Annotated in this window: 24 protein-coding genes and 1 tRNA gene; 9 read left to right on the top strand and 16 right to left on the bottom strand. The window is 56.5% G+C overall.

What is annotated here, in order from left to right:
* Positions 1-166: 166 nt before the first annotated feature.
* Entirely contained in the window at positions 167-913 is a 747-nt protein-coding gene (locus M2400_RS23165) for an SDR family oxidoreductase (protein WP_177130924.1), read from the bottom strand.
* Between the two features lie 97 nt (positions 914-1,010).
* Here M2400_RS23165 and M2400_RS23160 point away from each other — a divergent pair, with 97 nt between their 5' ends.
* On the top strand, positions 1,011-1,913 hold the full coding sequence (locus tag M2400_RS23160; protein WP_259197567.1) for an AraC family transcriptional regulator: 903 nt from the start codon (positions 1,011-1,013) through the stop codon (positions 1,911-1,913).
* A 256-nt stretch (positions 1,914-2,169) separates the two neighbouring features.
* On the opposite strand, the gene M2400_RS23155 is transcribed toward M2400_RS23160, so the two are convergent.
* A complete protein-coding gene (locus M2400_RS23155) occupies positions 2,170-3,048 on the bottom strand; it encodes a LysR family transcriptional regulator (protein ID WP_177130927.1) in 879 nt (292 codons plus the stop codon).
* Positions 3,049-3,139: 91 nt separating this feature from the next.
* On the opposite strand from M2400_RS23155, the gene M2400_RS23150 reads away from it, so the two are divergent.
* Positions 3,140-3,553: a VOC family protein gene (locus M2400_RS23150; RefSeq protein WP_177130929.1), complete on the top strand. Its 414-nt coding sequence runs from the start codon at positions 3,140-3,142 to the stop codon at positions 3,551-3,553.
* A gap of 64 nt (positions 3,554-3,617) precedes the next feature.
* On the opposite strand, the gene M2400_RS23145 is transcribed toward M2400_RS23150, so the two are convergent.
* The 6 genes from M2400_RS23145 to M2400_RS23120 all read right to left on the bottom strand — a co-directional run bounded on the left by M2400_RS23145 (position 3,618) and on the right by M2400_RS23120 (position 8,531).
* Entirely contained in the window at positions 3,618-4,595 is a 978-nt protein-coding gene (locus tag M2400_RS23145; RefSeq protein ID WP_177130931.1) for a threonine/serine dehydratase, read from the bottom strand.
* Positions 4,596-4,634: 39 nt separating this feature from the next.
* Entirely contained in the window at positions 4,635-5,363 is a 729-nt protein-coding gene (locus M2400_RS23140) for an amino acid ABC transporter ATP-binding protein (protein WP_259197568.1), read from the bottom strand.
* Between the two features lie 18 nt (positions 5,364-5,381).
* Positions 5,382-6,068, bottom strand: a complete 687-nt coding sequence (locus tag M2400_RS23135; RefSeq protein WP_177130935.1) for an amino acid ABC transporter permease — start codon at positions 6,066-6,068, stop codon at positions 5,382-5,384.
* Entirely contained in the window at positions 6,056-6,823 is a 768-nt protein-coding gene (locus M2400_RS23130; RefSeq protein WP_259197569.1) for an amino acid ABC transporter permease, read from the bottom strand. The genes M2400_RS23135 and M2400_RS23130 overlap by 13 nt, the downstream gene beginning before the upstream one ends.
* 80 nt (positions 6,824-6,903) lie before the next feature.
* Complete coding sequence (locus M2400_RS23125; protein WP_259197570.1) at positions 6,904-7,788, bottom strand: amino acid ABC transporter substrate-binding protein; 885 nt, start codon at positions 7,786-7,788, stop codon at positions 6,904-6,906.
* Positions 7,789-7,799: 11 nt separating this feature from the next.
* Positions 7,800-8,531 (bottom strand): HAD hydrolase-like protein, encoded by a 732-nt coding sequence (locus M2400_RS23120; RefSeq protein WP_259197571.1) that lies wholly within the window; start codon positions 8,529-8,531, stop codon positions 7,800-7,802.
* Between the two features lie 108 nt (positions 8,532-8,639).
* On the opposite strand from M2400_RS23120, the gene M2400_RS23115 reads away from it, so the two are divergent.
* The 5 genes from M2400_RS23115 to M2400_RS23095 all read left to right on the top strand — a co-directional run bounded on the left by M2400_RS23115 (position 8,640) and on the right by M2400_RS23095 (position 12,416).
* A complete protein-coding gene (locus M2400_RS23115) occupies positions 8,640-9,311 on the top strand; it encodes a GntR family transcriptional regulator (RefSeq protein WP_259197572.1) in 672 nt (223 codons plus the stop codon).
* 69 nt (positions 9,312-9,380) lie between these two features.
* A complete protein-coding gene (locus M2400_RS23110; RefSeq protein ID WP_259197573.1) occupies positions 9,381-10,301 on the top strand; it encodes a LysR family transcriptional regulator in 921 nt (306 codons plus the stop codon).
* A gap of 139 nt (positions 10,302-10,440) precedes the next feature.
* Positions 10,441-11,634 (top strand): MFS transporter, encoded by a 1,194-nt coding sequence (locus M2400_RS23105; RefSeq protein ID WP_259197574.1) that lies wholly within the window; start codon positions 10,441-10,443, stop codon positions 11,632-11,634.
* A 132-nt stretch (positions 11,635-11,766) separates the two neighbouring features.
* The gene (locus M2400_RS23100) at positions 11,767-12,057 is read left to right on the top strand and encodes a type II toxin-antitoxin system ParD family antitoxin (RefSeq protein WP_259197575.1); all 291 of its coding nucleotides are present in this window, start codon (positions 11,767-11,769) and stop codon (positions 12,055-12,057) included.
* A gap of 2 nt (positions 12,058-12,059) precedes the next feature.
* The gene (locus tag M2400_RS23095; RefSeq protein ID WP_259197576.1) at positions 12,060-12,416 is read left to right on the top strand and encodes a type II toxin-antitoxin system RelE/ParE family toxin; all 357 of its coding nucleotides are present in this window, start codon (positions 12,060-12,062) and stop codon (positions 12,414-12,416) included.
* A gap of 259 nt (positions 12,417-12,675) precedes the next feature.
* Here M2400_RS23095 and M2400_RS23090 read toward each other — a convergent pair whose 3' ends face one another.
* From M2400_RS23090 to M2400_RS23065, 6 genes are all read right to left on the bottom strand, one after another.
* Positions 12,676-12,996, bottom strand: a complete 321-nt coding sequence (locus M2400_RS23090; protein ID WP_259197577.1) for an Arm DNA-binding domain-containing protein — start codon at positions 12,994-12,996, stop codon at positions 12,676-12,678.
* A gap of 236 nt (positions 12,997-13,232) precedes the next feature.
* Positions 13,233-13,308, bottom strand: a tRNA-Gly gene (locus tag M2400_RS23085).
* Between the two features lie 63 nt (positions 13,309-13,371).
* Positions 13,372-13,932: a CDP-diacylglycerol--glycerol-3-phosphate 3-phosphatidyltransferase gene (gene pgsA / locus M2400_RS23080; protein WP_003208929.1), complete on the bottom strand. Its 561-nt coding sequence runs from the start codon at positions 13,930-13,932 to the stop codon at positions 13,372-13,374.
* A 32-nt stretch (positions 13,933-13,964) separates the two neighbouring features.
* Positions 13,965-15,803, bottom strand: a complete 1,839-nt coding sequence (gene uvrC, locus M2400_RS23075; RefSeq protein WP_029616035.1) for an excinuclease ABC subunit UvrC — start codon at positions 15,801-15,803, stop codon at positions 13,965-13,967.
* A 1-nt stretch (position 15,804) separates the two neighbouring features.
* Positions 15,805-16,446, bottom strand: coding sequence for a UvrY/SirA/GacA family response regulator transcription factor (gene uvrY, locus M2400_RS23070; RefSeq protein WP_008436066.1), 642 nt, complete (start codon positions 16,444-16,446; stop codon positions 15,805-15,807).
* A gap of 151 nt (positions 16,447-16,597) precedes the next feature.
* On the bottom strand, positions 16,598-16,963 hold the full coding sequence (locus M2400_RS23065) for a helix-turn-helix domain-containing protein (RefSeq protein WP_177047481.1): 366 nt from the start codon (positions 16,961-16,963) through the stop codon (positions 16,598-16,600).
* An 81-nt stretch (positions 16,964-17,044) separates the two neighbouring features.
* Here M2400_RS23065 and M2400_RS23060 point away from each other — a divergent pair, with 81 nt between their 5' ends.
* Positions 17,045-17,284: a DNA-binding protein gene (locus tag M2400_RS23060; protein WP_177047483.1), complete on the top strand. Its 240-nt coding sequence runs from the start codon at positions 17,045-17,047 to the stop codon at positions 17,282-17,284.
* Positions 17,285-17,348: 64 nt separating this feature from the next.
* Here M2400_RS23060 and M2400_RS23055 read toward each other — a convergent pair whose 3' ends face one another.
* Positions 17,349-17,783, bottom strand: coding sequence for a GNAT family N-acetyltransferase (locus M2400_RS23055; RefSeq protein WP_259197578.1), 435 nt, complete (start codon positions 17,781-17,783; stop codon positions 17,349-17,351).
* Between the two features lie 13 nt (positions 17,784-17,796).
* Entirely contained in the window at positions 17,797-18,549 is a 753-nt protein-coding gene (locus M2400_RS23050) for a carbon-nitrogen hydrolase family protein (RefSeq protein ID WP_259197579.1), read from the bottom strand.
* 619 nt (positions 18,550-19,168) lie between these two features.
* Between M2400_RS23050 and M2400_RS23045 the strand changes: the two genes are divergently transcribed.
* Positions 19,169-20,251: a 3-deoxy-7-phosphoheptulonate synthase gene (locus M2400_RS23045; RefSeq protein WP_177047487.1), complete on the top strand. Its 1,083-nt coding sequence runs from the start codon at positions 19,169-19,171 to the stop codon at positions 20,249-20,251.
* Positions 20,252-20,347: the final 96 nt, after the last annotated feature.

The raw sequence follows: 20,347 nt of genomic DNA, 5'->3' as shown, positions 1-20,347 counted from the left end.
CTGCAGGGATCCCCACTCCCTATCCAGCGCCAGCAAGTCCAAGTTGATCGTCCAAAAGCAGATCCTCGAACAGGTCTAGAAACTGAGGTGCCTATAAAGTCAGTGACGATTTAGTGAGTCTAAAGTTGTAAGGGCTCTACTACACGAAAATTGTCAGAGGGCCACCTTATCTGCGCAACTGAGTGACCAGCGCTAAAGCATCTGCGCCCGCCGCAAAACGCAGTTGTCCGGACGTATCGTTTGCCGCACGCCATACGCCTTCGGCTACGTCCTGCTCGGTGGTGTATTGACCGCTGCCCAACTCGGCGAAAATCGCCTGGGCCACTGGCGCGTAGTCTGCAGGAATCATCCCTGCCATGCGCTCGCCGGCGTTTTCGCTGAAGCGGGTAGTGGGGGCGTAGCCGGGTTCCACCAGCTTGGCGCCCACATTGAAGGCAGCCAGTTCCAGGGCCAATGAGCCGGTAAACCCTTCAATCGCCTGCTTGCTGGCGGTGTAGGCGGCGACCAGTGGCATGGGCGCCAGGGTGGCGCTGCTGGTGACGTTAATCACCACCCCAGAACGACGGGCGCGCATTTGCGGGATCACCGCCTGGGTCATGGCCATCGATCCGAAGGTGTTGGTTTCAAAAATCTCCCGCACTGTAGTCATAGGCGTGGCCTCCAGCGCGCCGAACAGGCCGATACCGGCGTTGTTGACCAACACATCAATCGTCCCGCTGGCCTCAATGGCGGCGGCGATGCTGTGGGGCTTGGTCACATCCAGCGCCAGGATGCGCAGGCGCTGCGAGACAGGCAACAGCGTGGCGTGTGGCGTGCGCATGGTGGCGATCACGTTCCAGCCTTGGGCGAGGAAGTAGCGTGCGGTTTCAAGGCCGTAGCCGGAGGAACAGCCAGTGATCAGGACGGTTTTCATGGGGTATTCCAGGCAGTGAATGTGGTGAAAACGATAACCCTACCCGGCTGGACTCACTATAATCAGCTGTCCACATTTCATTCGCATGAGTCCTTTTATGAGCGACCCACTGTCCGACGTCATCGCACTGCTAAAGCCGCGTGCGGTGTTTTCCAAAGGCATCAGCGGCGCCGGGACCTGGGGCGTGCGCTACTCCGAATTCGGCTTGCCAAGCTTTTGTGCGGTGCTGGAAGGCAGTTGCCGGCTGGCCGTTGACGGCCAGCCGGAACTGATCCTGGAAGCGGGGGATTTTTTGCTGCTGTCCAAGACACCCGCGTTCACCCTCTCGGGGTTCGCGCCAGTAGAGCCAATGCCGATGGTACCGGTGTATGGCAACGCCCAGCCCGATGAACTGCGCCACGGCGACCCCGACGCACCGGCCGATGTGCGCCTTTTGGGCGGACATTTCGACTTCGAGTCCCCCGACGCTTCCACGTTGGTAGCGATGTTGCCGGCGCGGGTGCATGTGCGCGGTGTCGAACGCTTGACGACGTTGGTGCGCCTGCTGCGGGAAGAGTCCACGGCACAGGCGGTCGGGCGCGAGTTGATCCTCACGCGGCTGGTGGAAGTGTTGCTGATCGAGGCCCTGCGCTCGATTCCGCCGGAGCAAACGCCCCAAGGCTTACTGCGCGGCCTGGCCGACCCTCGGCTGGCCAAGGCCCTGCGCCAGATGCATGGCGACCTTGCCTACGGCTGGACAGTCCCGCAATTGGCCCAGGTGGCCACGCTTTCCCGTTCGGCGTTTTTCAAACGCTTCATGACCACCCTGGGCCAGGCGCCGATGGCGTACCTGCTGGGCTGGCGCATGACTGTGGCCAAGGACCTGCTGCGCCGCACGCAATTGGGGATGATTGAGGTGGCTGAGGGCGTGGGGTATCGGTCCGCCAGTGCGTTCAGCACGGCGTTTACCCGGCATGTGGGGATGCCGCCGAGTCAATACGCAAGAGGCGTCAGCCGCTAGTTGTCAGGAACGACTCTCAAGCTCAGTCATTTGAAATACAGCAGCCTGAATCGAGTCCTTTGCCTGGACAGATCCGGCCGGCAGCATGTGGCCGTTTCTAAATCAGCATCAACCGATACCTGCTGCCAGTGTTGAACAGATCGAAGATACTGCGCGTCGAGTGAGGATATTTCTTAACCACGAAAACGCTTAAGGGATCGCGTTTATTGGTTTCGAGAACCTCGCTGTGCCCCTCGCCCGCTCATCGAAATGCCACCTACCGGGAAGGTTTGCCCACACAGCTCTTCAGTGCTGCAGATAAAGCGTCATCCATGCTGGAGCGGCGGGAAGGAACAGGGGTAAGCAGCACAATTTCCCGGTCGTAACTTCGATCGCCAACAGGCGTCATCGAGCAATAATGGGCGAGGTGCTCAAGACCACCCCATCGAGGAACAAGGCTTACACCTGCACCTTGCGCTACCAGCATTGCAATAGCCTCCAGCCCGTCGAGTTCCAGCAACGAGTCCAGGTGCAGGCCCTTGTCTTTCAAATACTGTTCCCCTCGCATCCCTCCCCAGGACAGTGGGTCATAACGTACATAGGGATTGCGCAGCAAGCACTCTTCGATTCCCTGCAATGGCGGTTCCGCCGAGAGCAGGACCAGTTCCTCTTTGAACAGCGATTGACTGCGCACGGTTTTCGGAAGCGCAAACGCAGGAGCCACCAGGATGGCAGCGTCCAGCTCATCTGCCAGCAGTTGTTGAAACACGGCGCTGGATGTTCCAGGACGAATGATGGGTTTGATGCGTGAAGCCTCTTGGGTCAACGAACGCAGAACCTGCGGTAAAAGCCCGGTCAGCACGGTTGAAATTGCGCCAATACGATAGGGGCCGGTCAACCCCGACGCATCGGCATCCCCCGCGAGCGCGCCGACCTCCAGCAGAATTCTTTTGGCGCGTGGCAGCAACGCCAGGCACGCCTCAGTCGGAGTCGCGGTATTGCCGATGCGTAACAGCAAGGTCACGCCCAATTGGCGCTCAAGAGCCTTGATCCGTTGACTAACGGCTGCTGCGGTCAAACCCTCCACTCGCGCAGCATCAACGATAGAGCCCCGTTCCACGGCGGTAACAAGGCTTTTGAGGTAACGGCTGTCCATAAAAATCTCTTTCGAACTGAGCAAAAACTATAGGTTTTAAATTGCACGGGCCGCTACACCATCATGGTGTTTTCTAAAACGGAGAAACCGTATGCAATCGCTCTTTCACTTGGCATTTCATGTACGCGACCTGAAAAAGGCAAAGGAATTTTACTGCGGGATGCTGGCGTGCGCCGAAGGCAGAAGCACCGAAACCTGGCTGGATGTCAGCCTGTACGGTCACCAATTGTCTTTGCACCTTGGCGAACCGTTCCCCGTCACTAATACGGGCCGAGTCGGTGAGCACATGGTACCGATGCCCCACATGGGCATCATCTTGCAGATGGCCGACTGGAACGCCCTCGCAGAGCGCCTGACAGCGCTCGATATGCAGTTTGTGATCAAACCCACTGTACGCTTTCCCGGTGAACCGGGTGAACAGGCAACGATGTTTTTCGTCGACCCGTTCGGCAATCCTATCGAGGTAAAAGGCTTTGCCGACTGGAGTAGCGTTTACGCAAAATAAACGTAGTGTTGTAGGCCAAAAAGAAACGCCGCCTTCCAAGGCGGCGTTTCTTTTGCGCTGAGTTTTACTTTATTGCATGGCTGAAGATTACGGGATCGACGTTTCCGCCGGAGATTACCACTGCAATATTTTTGCCTCGGAACGATTCCGGCGCGTTGAACAACAGGCTGGCAAACGCAACGGCTCCACCAGGCTCAACGACGACCCTGAACTCATCGAACAAAAAGCGCATCGCAGCCAGAACCTCTTCATCACTGGCAACCAGGACGCCAGCCAACCGATGCCGATTGATCGAAAATGGCAGCTCCGCAGGTATCGGCGCGAGTAACGCATCACAGATCGAAGTGGCTGAGCGGTCATTGGTTTCGCGCACGCCGGATTCGAGCGAGCGTAAGGTATCGTTAAATCGCGCCGGCTCCGCAGCCCACACCTGGGCGTGGGAGCCCAAAGCCTCGACCGCAAGACACGTACCCGCCGACAAACCTCCGCCCCCACAAGGCGCCAGAATAATATCCACTGCCTGGCTGCCAAGTGCCTCCAGCACCTCGAACGCGACAGTCCCCTGCCCTGCTATGACATGGACGTTATCACCGGGCGGCACGACGCAAAATTGGCCTTTTTGAGCGAGGCTCGCGGCGACCTCTTCGCGACTTTGGGTTTCCCGGTCGTACAAAATGATAGTCGCGTCCTGCTTTCTGGCCTTTTCGATCTTGTTCGCAGGCGCATCCACCGGCATGACAACAATGGCCGGGATATCGAGCATACGTCCGACCGTGGCGATGGCCTGCCCATGGTTGCCGGTGGAGTACGCGACCACACCGTCCGGGTACTGTTTCAAATCCAGTTGTGACAGGCAGTTGTACGCCCCGCGAAACTTGAACGCGCCGGTGTACTGCAGGTTTTCAAGCTTGAGGTGAACCCGGGCACCGACGCGCTCATCGAGCGCATCTGAACGTACCAGAGGCGTATTGCGAACAACGGTGCGCAGCCGGGCGGCGGCATCGATGACGTCTTGGGGGGTCGCTATAAATGACTGGCTCATCTTTAAACTCACTCTCTTCGTAACACTGCGTACGGCTGTTTAGTTATGAATCACTTTCGACAGAAACTCTTTGGCCCGCTCTGATTTGGGGTCAGAGAAAAACTGGCCGGAGGGTGAGTCCTCCACAATCCTGCCCGCGTCCATGAACACCACCCGGTTCGAAACTTTGCGAGCGAATCCCATCTCGTGAGTCACGATCATCATGGTCATGCCTTCAGCGGCAAGGTCCGCCATGATGTCCAGCACCTCGTTGACCATTTCCGGATCAAGCGCAGACGTTGGCTCGTCAAACAGCATGACCTCAGGGTCCATTGTTAACGCACGGGCGATGGCGACGCGCTGCTGCTGACCGCCGGACAGTTGCCTCGGGTACTTCCTCGCATGGTTGGCAAGACCCACGCGTTGCAGCAGCGCAATGGCTTTTTTCTCGGCAGGTTCGGGCTTGTGATGGAGCACATGAATTTGTGCCAAGGTCAGGTTTTCCAGAATTGTAAGATGAGGAAACAACTCGAAGTGTTGGAAGACCATGCCAACCCGCGCGCGAAGTTTCGGCAAGTCGGTCTTACGATCCCCTACCGACTGCTCACCCAGATAAATACTGCCTTGGTCAAAGGGTTCAAGCGCATTCACGCACTTGATCAAGGTCGATTTGCCGGAACCCGATGGCCCGCACAACACAATCACCTCGCCTTTTTCGACACTCAGGGAGCAGTCATGCAGTACTTTGACCGCACCGTAGGACTTGCTGACAGAATTGATGCGCAACATGGTCACCTCCAGAGTGAATTAACGGGTTATTTGGCGTCGTTGAATAAGCGCCACAGCACGGGTAGCCAAAAAACAAATCGCAAAGTAAACAAGCGCGACAAACAGGTACACCTCGACCAATCGGTTCTGCTGTTGGCCTATCTGCGTGGCAGCATGCACAAAGTCGGTGAGCGAAAGTACGTAAACTAGAGAGATGTCCTGAAACAGGACTATGGCCTGCAGTAACAATATCGGCAGTACGTTCTTTATGGCTTGAGGAATAATGACCAGTCGCAGTGTTTGCACGTACGTCAATCCCATTGCCTTCGCGGCGGCTTGCTGCCCTTTGGGGACGGCTGAAATACCGGCCCTCAGGATTTCACAGTAATAACACGCTTCAAAAATTGTGAAGGTGATAAGTGCCGATGTGAATGCATTGATTTGTACCGGGTTAGTTGCTCCCGTCACCCACGCTATAAAGTAAGGCGCCAGGAAGTAAAACCAGAAGATCACAAGTATCAGTGGAATCGATCGGATAAAATTGATGTATGCCCCGACAACGTTTCGTAGCCAGCGGTAGCCATACAGCCTGACGAGCGCGAGCGGTATGCCTAATAACAAACCCATTATGGCGCATGCAACAGTGAGCTGAAGCGTCAGGCCGAGTCCGTCCAGCAAGAGATAGCGCCAATTGTTCCAGATCATCGAAAAGTCTAGGGTTGCCATGGCAGGGCCTCCCCTTTTACCGCTTTAACCACGATGGGTGTGCTTTCACGGTCAAGACTTTTTTCGATAAACCGCATCACCCCTACCACGGTGAAATTGACGATCAAATACCCTACGGTAGCGGCCCCAAAGGCTTCGAAGGTATGGAACGACATTTCCTGCATTTCGCGGGAACGGGCAGTTAACTCCATCAAACCAATGGTCATGCCCACCGACGTATTTTTGACAATGTTGATCAGTTCGGAAGTGAGCGGTGGCATGACGACCCTGATGGCCTGGGGCAGCAAAACCAGCTGATAGGCTCTCCTTGTGTTTAAGCCAAGGGCTAAACCAGCACCGGATTGCCCGGGTGGCAAGCTATTGATACTGGCGCGTACTTGCTCGGCTATTCGGGCGGCGGCATAAAAACCCAGCGAGATCGCGGCAGTAATGAACGGCCCCCACGCCAGCGACTTTATCCATGACCCCATTGGCGCCGGAAGCAATTCCGGGACCACAAAGAACCACACGAACATCTGCACAAGTAAGGGAATGTCGCGAAAAATCTCGACGTAGATAGCACTGATAACGCGACAGGTGCCGGAAGGCAACGTGCGCATTACACCGAGGGTTGCACCCAGCGACAGGGCGATCAGCGCAGCGACAAGCGCTGTGACTATCGTCCAGTAAACGCCGGAGACGAGTCCGTTCAAGTAAGTAGCTGATCCATCAGGCCCAACGGCCTCAAAGATGGACCAGGCCCAAGGCAAGTTCATGTTTTTGTCCTCTTTATATTGAACTTCGGAACGCTGCCCAACGAAACGCGAGCTATCAGGCAGCGCTTATTTACCTTTGACTAATGGGGAATCGAGTTAAGTGTGTAAATGGCCTTCGCTTGATCATCGAATGACATACCAATACCGCCGAACCATTGTTTATACAGCGCTTCGGAACGGCCCGACTGATTAGAAAGCGCCAACGTCTCATTGATGGCCGACAACAGGCCTGAGTTATTGGGCGCTACCACAATCCCGTAAGGTAAATAAGAGAGTTGACGCCCGGTTACTCGATAAGCATCCGGCGTCGTGGCCCTTTGTTTAAGCCCATAAAGGATTACATTATCGGTAACGTAAGCATCTACCCGACCGGTAGAAACAGCGAGGAAACCCTCAGCCTGATCCTTGACCATCACAATCCGCATATTCAACTTTTTACTGGCGTTGATCGACTGAACGAGCGCCGCATTGGTTGAGCCTGCTGGCACTGCCACCGCCCTATTCGCCAAGTCTTCGATTTCGTGAATGGGCGATTCACTTTTCACCAGCAACTGATCGGACGAGGCCGCTGTTGCGAATGAAAAATCAACCTGAGCCGCACGCCTTAAGGTATGGACCATTGATCCACACTCCATGTCGATACTGCCGTTCTGTAACAACGGGATCGCCGTTGACAGGTCAACTGCGACCATCTTGATGTTCAAGTTCGGTAGCTGCAGTTTTTCCTTCAACGTGTCGACGACGGCGCGACAAAGATCGATCGTATAACCCACTGGTTTTTGCGATTGATCCAGATAGGAAAACGGAACACTCGACTGGCGATAACCAATGACCACTTCGCCGTTTTTCTTGATTCGCTCTAAAGCGGAGTCAGTGGTTTGAGCCTGGGTAACTGCTGGCAGGGCCAAACAAGACGCCAGTGTGATCGTGGCACACATAAAACGAGAATTACGCAACAGGCTCATGACGACCTCCTCTAGCCGCGGGACTGCGACGACAGTTGATGTTTATGGAAATCGGCCAGCTCTTGCATGCTGTCCAATTCCAGATCTGCTTTGGCGCCAACCGCATCTTCCGCACGGGAACCCAGGCTGCGGCCAGGACGGCGGATCCATACGCTGCTGATACCCAACTGGTTGGCCGGAATCACATCGGCGCGCAGGCTTTGCCCAACGTGCAGGATTCGCGAGCGCGGAATGCCCATGGCTTCAAAGTCGGCGAACGCAGCATCGAAATGGTGATGGTCAGGCTTGTAGGCTTTCACGCTTTCGGCGGTTGCGACCACGTCGGCTTTGAGACCCAGCTTGCGCGTGGAAAACGCCAGCGAGTGGTTATCGATATTGCTCAGCAAGCCAATTTTGAAGTGTTTGCTCAGGTAATCGAGCGAGTGTTTGGCGTCTGCAAAGCCTGGCCACAGCATTACCGAATTCGAAAACACAGCGCGTTCGGCATCGTTGGGTGGAATGGCGTAGCGCTCACAAAACTCCAAGTAGGCACGGCTCAGCACCTCTGGATAAAGCAGCGCTGGGCGAATGCGCTGCAACGACGCACGAGCACGATCGAATTCTAGAAGCAGTTGCTCCTCCGAAAGTTCGACTTGGTACTGGTCGGCGATGCTTTTGAACATCGCGATAATGGTCGGCTCCCAATCAATCAGGGTGCCGTACACGTCAAAGGTCAGGGCATCAAATTGCGTCATGTCGATCATTTTTTGTCTCCGGTTATTATCGATAATCGCTTAACAGCTATCGATAAGCTACTAAACCAGATTTTTTGTGTCAACATACAAATTCATTCACCGCCAAATGGACGCACCATGGACAAGCTGGCCGCCTTCGCTATCTCCGCTCAAGACCGGAGACAATCTGCATCGAGCGTGGTCGCCGATGCGCTGCGCGAGGCTATTTTTCGAGGGGTACTCAAGCGCGGCACCCCGCTACGTCAGGACGCCATCGCCAAACAATTTGCGGTAAGCCAGGTAACCGTGAGGGAAGCATTCAGGCTCCTCGGGGAGGAAGGCGTCGTCGACATAGTCCCGCGCAAAGGCACGGTGGTGTCTTCGCTGTCGGCGGAGGACATCGAGGAAATTGTCGAACTTAGGATCACCCTAGAAACACTGCTGATTGCGCGCGCGATTCCCCGTTTGACCTACGAGGATTTTGCCGCCGCAGAGGCAATCGTCAGTCAGTTAGAAGCGGCTCTCACCCTTGAAGACCAATTAGCACTCAACCTGGATTTTCACAGGCGGCTTTACGAAAAGGCTGAACGTCCACGCACGCTTGCCGTGCTGGATAAACTGCGTCTGGCGCTGGAGCCTTATCTGCGTTTGTTGTGGACGAAAAGCACGTACAAGGCCAACTCTCAGGCAGATCATCTGGAACTGTTGGCCTTGTGCAAAACACAGCAAGTAGGTGCAGCGATCGAAGTTTTGAAACGTCACATCTCAAAAACCGCCGAGGAAATAGGAATGTTGCTTCGGGCTGAGTGATTCAGTAGCGGATCGCCAGCATGATCAGATGGCTGCTTGTTTTACACGGACTACCCCAAGGTGTTTTCTATGAGTACTTTCGACATTCGTGTGCTGAGCGGTATCAGCGTATTTTCGGCAATTGTTGAGTCAGGTACCTTTGCCGCCGCCGGCGAGCGTATGGGAATGTCCCAGCCTGGCGTCAGTAGAACCATCTCACGTCTGGAAAGCCGTTTGAAATTGCGTCTGTTCGATCGGACTACTCGGGTCGTTTCGCTCACAGAAGATGGTCGGAATTTCTACGAGCAGGTCATGCCGCACTTGATTGGCCTTGAGAAAGCGACAACTATCGCGCAAAGCAGGACCACTTCGGTGCAGGGAAGGTTGCGAGTCAATATTGATGCCATCCTGTCACGTCAAATTCCCGGACCGCGGTTGGAACACTTTCTCAGTGTGCACCCCGATTTACGAGTAGAACTCATCACAAGGGACAAACTTGGCGACATCATCAGTGATGGGTTTGACTTGGCTGTGCGGTTCGGCAAGCCTCGCAACTCAACCCTTGTGGCACGAAAGATCCTGGACACACAAGTCCTGACGGTAGCCTCAACTTCTTACATTCAGCGCCGGGGCCGTCCAGCCAGACCGGAAGCAATCGCTTCAGATGGCCATACCTGCATTGAGTTCCGCGACCCGGATACAGGCAAGCCCTTTCCATGGGAGTTTCTGTGCGAAAAAAAGAAGATCTGCGTCGATGTTAAAAGCCAGTTGACGGTGAACGACTCCGGAACGTTACTAAAAGCCTGCCTAGCGGGGTATGGAATTGCCCAAATCTTAAAGTTCGGCCACGAGGACCTTATAGATGGCAACTCGCTGGTGAATTTGTTTCCAGATTGGCCGGATGAGCGATTTCCTTTGTATGCACTACACCCCTCAAAACGTCATCCGCCTGCAAAGACGATTGCTTTCCTAGACTTTCTGAAGTCACTGGACGTCGCGGAAACGAGTTGAATCACCGTGTGTCCGATCTATTCATAACTTTTGAGCATAGGTTTTATACGCCAAGGGCTATGGCGTAGACCCTTCTGGTTACCGAGACTGTGAGTTCAAACGCATAAAAACATGCGCAATTCAAAGTGACGCTCCTTCAATGAATAAAGCACAAACAATCGCCTTGGACCCTCGTATCTGGCTCCTCGCACTGGGTACATTTGCCATCGGAACGGATGTATTTGTCGTTTCTGGCATTCTTTCCCTTATGGCACACGATTTGAACGTCAGTCTAGAGTCCGCGGGTCTTAGCGTTACTGCTTATGCCCTTACCTACGCGCTTGCCGCTCCCTTTATCGTTCCGCTAACGGTGTCACTCAACCAGAGAAGCGTCTGTGTCGCAACGCTGAGTTTATTCGCCGCCGGAAACATCCTCTGCGCGCTGGCCCAATCTTATGAAGTGCTCATCGCAGCACGGGTATTGGCCGGTCTCGCTGCTGCTTTGTATACGTCCACTGCCTATGCGCTGGCTACATCACTCGCTCCAGCTAATCGTAAAGGCGCAGCTCTATCCGCAGTTGCATTAGGACTGACAGCCTCCGCCGTTTTTGGCGTTCCGATCGGCGCAGCCATTGGCCAAACGATAGGATGGAGAGCAACATTCTGGCTCGTCGCGGTCATTTCGGGTGCAGCCATGCTCGCCCTTTCCATGCGTCCACTTGCGGATCAAAGGGTGCAGGTATTCACTCGACTAAATTACATGGAACGATATGCGCCGCTGTTTCAGCGCAGAGTCCTATTTGCGTTGCTCCCCAGTATGTTCTGGAACACGGCAAACCTGACCAGTTATACTTATTTGGGCGCACGATTAGCAGAACAACACAGTCCTAAGACCGTTATTTTTTTATTTTTCGTGTATGGAGTTGGCGGCCTAACCGGTAGCCAAATAGGCGGCCGCGTTCTGGATCGTTTTGGTGCAACCATTCCTCTCGTAACATGTCTGGCAGTCGCTGCCATCAACCAAGCACTGATGGAAGTAAGCAGTTTATCAACGATTACTACAGCATTTGCGCTTGCCCTTTGGTCCATAAGCGGATGGGCTACCTTTGCTCCTCAACAGGCGCGCTTGATAAGTTTGTCTCCGCACAACAGCGCCCTGCTCATCGCGGTGAATCATTCGATCATTTACATTGGATTTGCAACGGGCGCTGCCATCGGCGGTGCCGCAATCGCTCATGGAGTGAATGTCTCCCAACTCCACTGGGTCACCACCATTCTTCTAGTGGCAGCGCTTTTGATATTTTTGCTTGGAGTCAAACGGGAAAAAGCCTTTTGCTTTTCGTCTCCAGATTAGGCTCAGACATTAATTTTTACCCCGTTTAACAGGGATCAAAACTGCCCCTTTTCTCTCAACCCAGTGCTGCTTATTTATAGGCATAATATGCCAATCATCGAAATAATCTGTTGCCGAAAGCTGGAGCTCATTATGGCGACGCGAAACGTTGTACTCACCCTTCACCCAGAACAGGTTATCCATGACTTGGTTCAGTCCGGCCGTTATCATAATGCCAGCGAAGTGATGCGAGGAGGTTTGCGGCTACTGCAACAGCGCGTCGCCGAAGACACCGCAAAAAAAAAGGCCCCGCGTCAGGCGACCTTGATCGGCATCATGGAACTTGAGCACGGGCGCTTTAGTCAGTTGAACGAAGGGAATCTGGAGCACTACCTCGAGGGTTTGAGCCTGGAGGCAACCCTCCACGCACGCCAGAAACACTGAACATGCCGCAGTATCGGATTTCCAACGCGGCGCGCGCCGACATTGTCGACATCCTCAGGCTCTCCCAGACGCAGTTCGGCGATCAAGCACGCCAACGGTATCAGGCGCTGATCCTCGCGGCGCTGCAGGCGATTGCCGACACGCCTTGTCGCATTGGCAGCTACGAACGCGATGAGCTGGCACCGAGCCTTCGCAGCTATCACCTCATCTATTCACGCCAGCAGGCCAAACACCCCCGTGGGGCGGTCAAAAGCCCACGCCATATCGTGTTTTATCGTGTAGCAAGCGACGATGTAATCGAGGTCGTCAGACTCCTTCATGATGCCATGGAAGTTCAACTGCACCTGCCCAACGACTGATCACCGACCTGGCCCAAAGCCTAACTGGCAATGAACAGCAAAGGCGAGGCACGCCCCCTACATCTCCACCTGAGCGCCTATCACCCAGTTCGGTGGCCAATTGAGGCTGGAGATTGGTCTCGAGCCCCACCTCCACCATTGCGTAACGGAAAGTTGATTTAACACGGTTCGACACTTCTCCGCTGCCTTCAATGCACCACGACGTTCAATTTTGCGCACCGCCTCCAATACATCCTCAGACTCAACGCCTTGAATTACGTCAACGCGGAAAGATCGCTTCGAAGGTGTTTTCCGTGGACAGGCGCACGGCATTGCGCTCCCGTCGTCGACAAGTGCGCGGATCGATGCCCCTGGCGGCCAGTGCCCTCGCAACATCACGCAGAGCACGAGCATCTCGTAAACTAATTTCAGGATAGATGCCGAGCGAAATACGGGGCTGCTTGCCCGCCCAAGAAAAGCGGAATTGCCAGCTCTTGGTGCCTTTCGTATTCACGAAAAGCGCAAGGCCATCAAAGTCAGGAAGTGTGTAGTTTTTGGCGCGAGGTTTGGCGTGCCGGATCGCCGTATTGGTAAGGACCATCGTACTAACTCCGCTCATATGAATGAAGGAGTGTTGTACAGTTTTCAGAGTGCCCAGCAGCTCTAAAAACCGATTTACCAAGCGTCGAATTGATATACTAAAAAATGTACTAAAAAATGTACTAAAAAATCGTGGATACTAATGTATCAGAGTAGACTTTACTGGAATTAAAAAAGAGGCCGAAGCCTCTTTCTTTCATTTCTAAATACTTCAATGGAAGTCTATAGAAAAATAATTGGAGCGGGAAACGAGACTCGAACTCGCGACCCCGACCTTGGCAAGGTCGTGCTCTACCAACTGAGCTATTCCCGCGTCTTGGTGATGCGCATTCTATAGAATCCTCATCACCCGTCAACCCCTTGATTCAAAAAAGTTTTATTTCTTTTCAACCTCGGTGCGCAGATGCGGCCAGGCGGCGCGCAAATATTGCAGCATGGACCACAAGGTCAGGCCTGCGGCGATCAGCAGCAAGGCGTAGCCCAGCAATACCCAGAAGGAGAAGTCCGACGGGTTGGCCAGCAGGATCACCAGCGCCAGCATCTGCGCCGCGGTTTTCCATTTACCCATGTTGGACACGGCCACATGGGCTCGGGCGCCGATTTCGGCCATCCATTCCCGCAGGGCCGAGACGACGATCTCGCGCCCAATGATCACGGCCGCCGGCAAGGTCAGCCAGAGGTTGCCGTGTTCCTGCACCAGCAGCACCAAGGCCACCGCTACCATCAATTTGTCGGCCACCGGGTCGAGGAACGCGCCAAACGGCGTGCTCTGCTCCAGGCGGCGGGCCAGGTAGCCGTCCAGCCAGTCGGTGGCGGCCGCAAAGGCAAACACCGAACTGGATGCCATGTAGCTCCATTCGTACGGCAGGTAAAACAGCAAAATGAAAATCGGGATGAGCAGGACGCGTAGTACGGTGATCAGATTAGGGATATTCATCGGCACAACTGGCTACGAGGTGAGAAGGCATTCTACTCGCTGTGCAGATTTGCATAAATCAACTCTGCGAGCTTTTTACTGATACCGGGAGCTTTGGCTATTTCTTCGATGCTGGCACGGGACAGCTCCTGCAAGCCACCAAAATGTTTTAACAAGTCGCGCCGCCGTGTCGGCCCGACCCCCGCCACCCCTTCCAGGGTTGAGGTACGCCGGGTTTTGCCACGCCGGGCACGGTGGCCGGTAATGGCGAAACGGTGGGCTTCGTCGCGGATCTGCTGGATAAGGTGCAACGCCGGGGAGTCGCCCTTCAAGGTGAACTCATGGGCCGCATCATTCAAGTACAAGGTTTCAAAACCGGCCTTGCGGGTGGCGCCCTTGGCCACGCCGAGCAGGATCAGGTCGGGCACCGCCAATTCGTTGAGCACATCGCGGGCCATGGACAGCTGCCCCTTGCCGCCGTCCACCAGCAGGATGTCCGGCAGCTTGCCCTCGCCGTCCTTCAGCTTGCTGAAGCGGCGGGTCAGGGCCTGGTGCATGGCGGCGTAGTCATCACCCGGGGTGACGCCTTCGATGTTGTAGCGCCGGTAATCGGACTTGATCGGCCCTTCCGGCCCGAACACCACGCAGGAGGCCACGGTGGCCTCGCCGCTGGAGTGGCTGATGTCGTAACACTCGAGGCGCTGGGGCGGCTCGTCGAGCTTGAGCACTTCGGCCAGCGCGTCAAACCGTGCAGCAACGTGTTGCCGGTTGGCAAGGCGCGCGCCCAGGGCCTGTTCGGCATTGGTCACGGCCAGTTGCTGCCAGCGCGCACGGGTGCCGCGCACGCGGTGGCTGATGTCCAGCTCGCGGCCACGCAGTTCGTGAATCGCTTCGATCAGCGCCGGGAAGTCCTCGTGCACCACGTTGACGATCAGCTCGCTCGGCAGGTCGCGCTCGGGGCTGCTGACGTAGTACTGGCCGAGGAACGCCGCCATGACTTCGGCGACCTCCTCTTCTATACCGGTCTGGGGGAAGAAGTTCTTGCTGCCCAGCACCCGGCCGCCGCGCACGCTGATCAGGTGCACACAGGCGCCGCCCGGGTTGACGAAGGCAGCGATGACGTCGACGTCGCCGGTGCCGCCTTCCATGCTCTGCTGGTCCTGGACGCGGCGCAGCAGGGAGATCTGGTCACGCAGCTCGGCAGCACGCTCGAAATCCAGGGTGCTGGCCGCTTGCTCCATGGCACCGGACAATTCATCGGCCAGGGCGTTACTGCGGCCTTCGAGGAACATCACCGAGTGACGCACGTCCTCGGCGTATTCCGCCGGCTCAACCAGGCCCACGCACGGCGCCTTGCAGCGCTTGATCTGGTATTGCAGGCACGGGCGGTTGCGGTTCTTGTAGAAGCTGTCTTCGCACTGGCGCACGAAAAATGCCTTTTGCAGCAGGCTCAGGCTTTCGCGGATAGCGCCGGCGCTGGGGTAAGGCCCGAAATACTTGCCCTTCTGCTTCTTGGCCCCGCGATGGATGCTCAGGCGCGGGAAGTCGCCGTCCGAGAGAAACACGTACGGGTAGGACTTATCGTCACGCAGCAGGATGTTGTAGGGCGGCCGCCATTCCTTGATCAACGTCTGCTCAAGCAGCAGCGCCTCGGTTTCATTGGCGGTGATGGTGGTTTCGACTTGGGCGATACGCGCCACCAGCGCCGCAGTCTTCGGCGCCAGGCCCGTCTTGCGGAAGTAACTCGCCAGGCGGCTCTTCAGGTTCTTGGCTTTACCGACGTAGAGCAGGCGCGCTTCGCTGTCGAACATGCGATACACGCCGGGGCGGCCACTGCAGGTTGCAAGAAACGCACTCGGATCGAACAGGAATTTTATTTCAGGGGCTGTCATTTCAGGCGCTGGCGTCAACCATGCCGTGGCGTACCGCCAGCAGGGTCAGTTCAACATCACTGCTGATGGAAAGCTTCTCGAAAATCCGATAACGGTAGGTGTTCACGGTTTTCGGCGACAGGCACAGCTTGTCGGAGATCGACTGGACTTTTTGACAGCCGACGATCATCAAGGCGATCTGGATTTCCCGCTCCGACAGCGCGTCGAACGGCGAGTCGCTGGTGGGCTGGAACGACTTGATCGCCAACTGCTGGGCAATCTGCGGGCTGATGTAGCGTTGGCCGGCAAACACCAGGCGAATGGCCTGGACCATTTCCGCCAGGCCGGCACCTTTTGTCAGATAGCCGGCAGCGCCCGCCTGTAGAAGCCGTGTAGGAAACGGATCTTCCTCACACACGGTGACTACGACGACTTTGATATCCGGATGGCTGCGCAACAACTTCGTAGTGGCGCCAAGACCGCCGATCCCGGGCATCTTGACGTCCATCAAAACCACGTCGGGCTTCAACTCCCGGGCCTTGATCAGGGATTCCTCCCCTGATTCGGCCTGGCCGACTACTTGCAGGCCATCGATGTCAGCCAGCATTCGTGTAATGCCTGTACGAACGAGATCATGGTCATCGACTACTAGCACCCTAATCAAGCAGACACCTCGCGATATGGTCTTATAGGTTGCTGAACACCTTAGCAAAAAACCAAGGCGCAGACCTAGCTGCAAGCGTCATATATATAGAGTTTCAATGCACGACAGACCGTCGCCGAGCGGCTGGCGGCTTAGTTTCCTGGGTAAAAGGTCAGGAATCCTGGGCTGACGACCTGTTTTTCCCGTTGCTCAAGGTTGAATGCTCGGCGAGCGTAGAGGTTAAACGATGGATTGCATCCTGGTCTTCCTTGAACATCGCCCGGTAGTTGCCCAGCACTTTCTCTTCGACCTGACTCAGGTTTTCAAGTTGAGTCGGCGTTGGTGTGCCGGTCAACACGTACAGGATATCGACACCTCTTTCTGCTACGCGAGACAGGTAATCAGCCTTGGGCGCGCGGCCGCCATTTTCATATTTACCCTGTGCGTTTGCCTCTACTCCTCCTATTTCACCAAAATTTTTCTGCGACAGGCCGAGCCGCTCTCTTTCTTGCCTTAACCGGAAACCGATTCCACTCATTTGGATGTATGATCCTATTTGGCACACCTCAAGAGGTGACACACTCATCTCGTTTTACACAAACTTGAACGGTTTTGAACTATGCCCGGTATTCGCACTGCTGCACAAGCCAAGGCCTGGCTGGAACATCAAGGTAAGTCTGTTCAAGCGTTCGCCCGGGAACATGGCGTGGACCCGGCAACCACTTATCAAGTGCTCGCTGGGCGCAAAAAAGGACGGCGCGGAGAAGCCCACAAGGTGGCGGTCCTGTTGGGCATGAAGGACGGCATCATTCCAAATGATGATGAAGTCGTGAGGCAAGAGCAGGAAGTCACTCCGTGAAGTCAGTATGCGCTTATTAAAACCACGTGCCTGTTTTCCTGAAATCAGACAAATCCGCACCTGATCACGGCTGGCAATTGCGCTCCATGCGCCAGAAGCAATCCTCCGCATCCACGATGTCCAGGCCCTTGCGCTGATAGAGCCTTCGCGCCGGGTTGGTCTTGAAAACGGTCAACCGTAAAAGACCCAGCCCTTCGGCGCGCGCCTTGTACACCATCTGCTCGATGACCCAACCGCCCGCCCCTTGATGACGAAATGCCTCTAGGATGTGCAATTCGCGGATATACAGCGCCTTGGGGTCACGACTGAGACTGACAAACCCCAGCACTTCGTTATCGCGACACACCAGCCAATTCTCCCGACCGGCCCAGGCGGTATCGAACCCGGCGTCGGACCACGACAAGTCGTATCGGCGATAGTAGTTGCCCATGGCCTGATGGGTCAGGGTTCGGGCGAACGCCAGATGTTGGCTGGTTGCGGCCTGCAGTTGAAACGCCATGAGCCTGCGCTCCCTAAATCGCCAGCTGTTCCCCGTGCCACTGGCCGGCCGTGTTGCGGCGTGCAATCACCAGCGTATCGCCCACACCCGGGGCAACTGTGATCAAACCGCCATCAGCGCCCCAGATTGCGCTGCGCCCGGCGCACGTCCAGCCACCGGTTGGACCGCCATGGTTGGCCATCAGCACCACCATGTGATGCTCGGCGGCGTAGCCCTGTAGCAAGGTGGTATCAGGAGCGTAGCCGCCTTCGCTGATCAGCACACCGGCGGCGTAGATATTCGCCCCGGCCTCGGCAGCCTGCCGTGGATGACTGGCGTGGGAGAAATCTGCGCATACCGCCAGGGCGATGCGGTCGTCACCCCACTCAAGGGCCTCGCCGCCCTGCCCTGCCGCAAACGCCGCCTCTTCGCCGGGATGCAGATGCTGCTTGGTATAGACAGCCACCGAGCCATCCGGCCCCAGCACCAGCGCGCCGATCAGCACCTGACTGGCCGCCCCCAGGCGAATTGGCATACCCACCACGGCAGTGATGCGCAGCTCACGGGCCATCTCCCGCAGCGGCGCCAGCACGCCATCGTCCGGCGCGATCGCCAACCCGGCGGCCAGCGACGGCTCATAGCCGGTCAGGGACAGCTCAGGAAACACCAGCAACTGCACGCCGTGCTCCGCCGCCTTGCGCATGAATGCCAGGTGACGGGCGATATTGCCCGGCACGTCGCCCGCAATAGAGATGGATTGGGCAGCAGCAATGGTCAAGGCAGTCATGGTCGCATCCTGGCAATCATTGGGAAGTCCGTGCAGCATATCGACACTTGGGTCATAGCCGTAAGTACCCAGCCGCGATAGAAATTACTGATTGAATCCACCCGCTCGCCTCAGTTAAGCTCCCTCCCATCATTTGGAGAAACACCATGTTGCAACTCACCCACACTCAGGTTTGCCCTGCTGCCAGCGCCCAGCGGTCGGTCGTGGCTACCCGTGTGAGCGGTTTGAGCGCACTGGTCAGCTTTTATTTTGGGTATTGGTTTAGCCACTGGCGCGCCTGATACCTGAAATCGGCGCCCACTACTCAAGGGGTCGCCTACCAGAGAAATCTAACCCCCGGTCGGCTCCCCGACCGGGGGTTTTGTTTTTTCAGCCCTTATTACTTTTGCCACACACCGAACACTTAAAGGACTCACGACATGAACTACGCCACCTATTACCGCTACGACACCTCCACCGCCTGGCGATTTAGCAAGCTCCGTTCGGGACAGCCTGCCGCCTCCGATCGGTCACCTATTGGTGGCAAGCCAACACACGTAGCCAATACGGCCAATTGTCGAACACCCCAGTAGGGCAGAGCGTGCGGGAACAGCCCGCCGCTTGCCCAGGAAGCCCGAATATGAACTCCTCGATCGCCGCTCTGCCTGTTTCTACCCTGTCCTGCGCCAATGAAGCGCTGACCCAGCGTTTGCCCAGTTCCCTTGAGCTCAAGCACCAACTGCCCCTGAGCCCGTTCCTCAACGAACAGATCCACGCCCATCGCCAAGCCGTGCGCGCCATCCTCAAGGGTGAAGACTCACGCCTGCTGGTGATCGTCGGCCCGTGCTCGATCCACGACCCGGAATCGGCCATGGACTACGCGCGCAACCTGAAGAAACTGGCCCATGAAGTCAGTGACCAGATGCTGCTGGTAATCCGCGCCTACGTCGAAAAACCCCGCACCACCATCGGTTGGAAAGGCCTGGCCTACGACCCGCGCCTGGACGGCAGCGACGACATGGCCGCCGGCCTGAGCCTGTCCCGGGAACTGATGCGTGAAATGCTGCGCCTGGGTTTGCCGGTCGCCACCGAACTGCTGCAACCCATGGCTGCCGGCTACTTCGATGACCTGCTGAGCTGGGTCGCGATTGGCGCACGTACCACCGAATCGCAGATCCACCGCGAAATGGCCAGCGGCCTGGGCATGCCCGTGGGCTTCAAGAACGGCACCGACGGCGGCGTCGCCATCGCCTGTGACGCCATGCGCTCCGCGGCTCACCCACACCGCCACTTCGGTGTCGACAGCCAGGGCCATCCGGCGATCATTCAGACCCCCGGCAACCCCGACACGCACCTGGTGTTGCGCGGCGGCCACCGTGGGCCGAACTACGATCGCCAGAGCGTGGCCCAGGTTCACGCCGACCTGGCCAAGAGCAAAGTCGCGCCACGGATCATGGTCGATTGCAGCCACGCCAACAGCGGCAAAGACCCGCTGCGTCAACCGGCGGTGTTCAACGATGTGCTGGAGCAGCGCTTGCAGGGCGACACGTCGCTGATCGGCATGATGATCGAAAGCCACCTGTTCGAAGGCTGCCAGCCGCTCGGCCCGTCGATGAAATACGGCGTGTCGATCACCGATGGCTGCCTGGGCTGGGACGGTACCGAGCAGTTGCTGCGCAGCGCTGCCGAGCGGTTGCGGGCACACAACCCCGGCGGACAATGAAGATCAATGTGGGAGCTGGCTTGCCTGCGATAGCGGTGTATCAGTGACCTGATAGGCTGACTGATGCACCGCCATCGCGGGCAAGCCCGGCTCCCA

It is taken from the genome of Pseudomonas sp. BIGb0558 (assembly GCF_024807515.1).
GTDB lineage: Bacteria > Pseudomonadota > Gammaproteobacteria > Pseudomonadales > Pseudomonadaceae > Aquipseudomonas > Aquipseudomonas yamanorum_A.
Note: the sequence above shows the minus strand (reverse complement) of the source record. Positions and strands in the feature narration are given on the sequence as shown.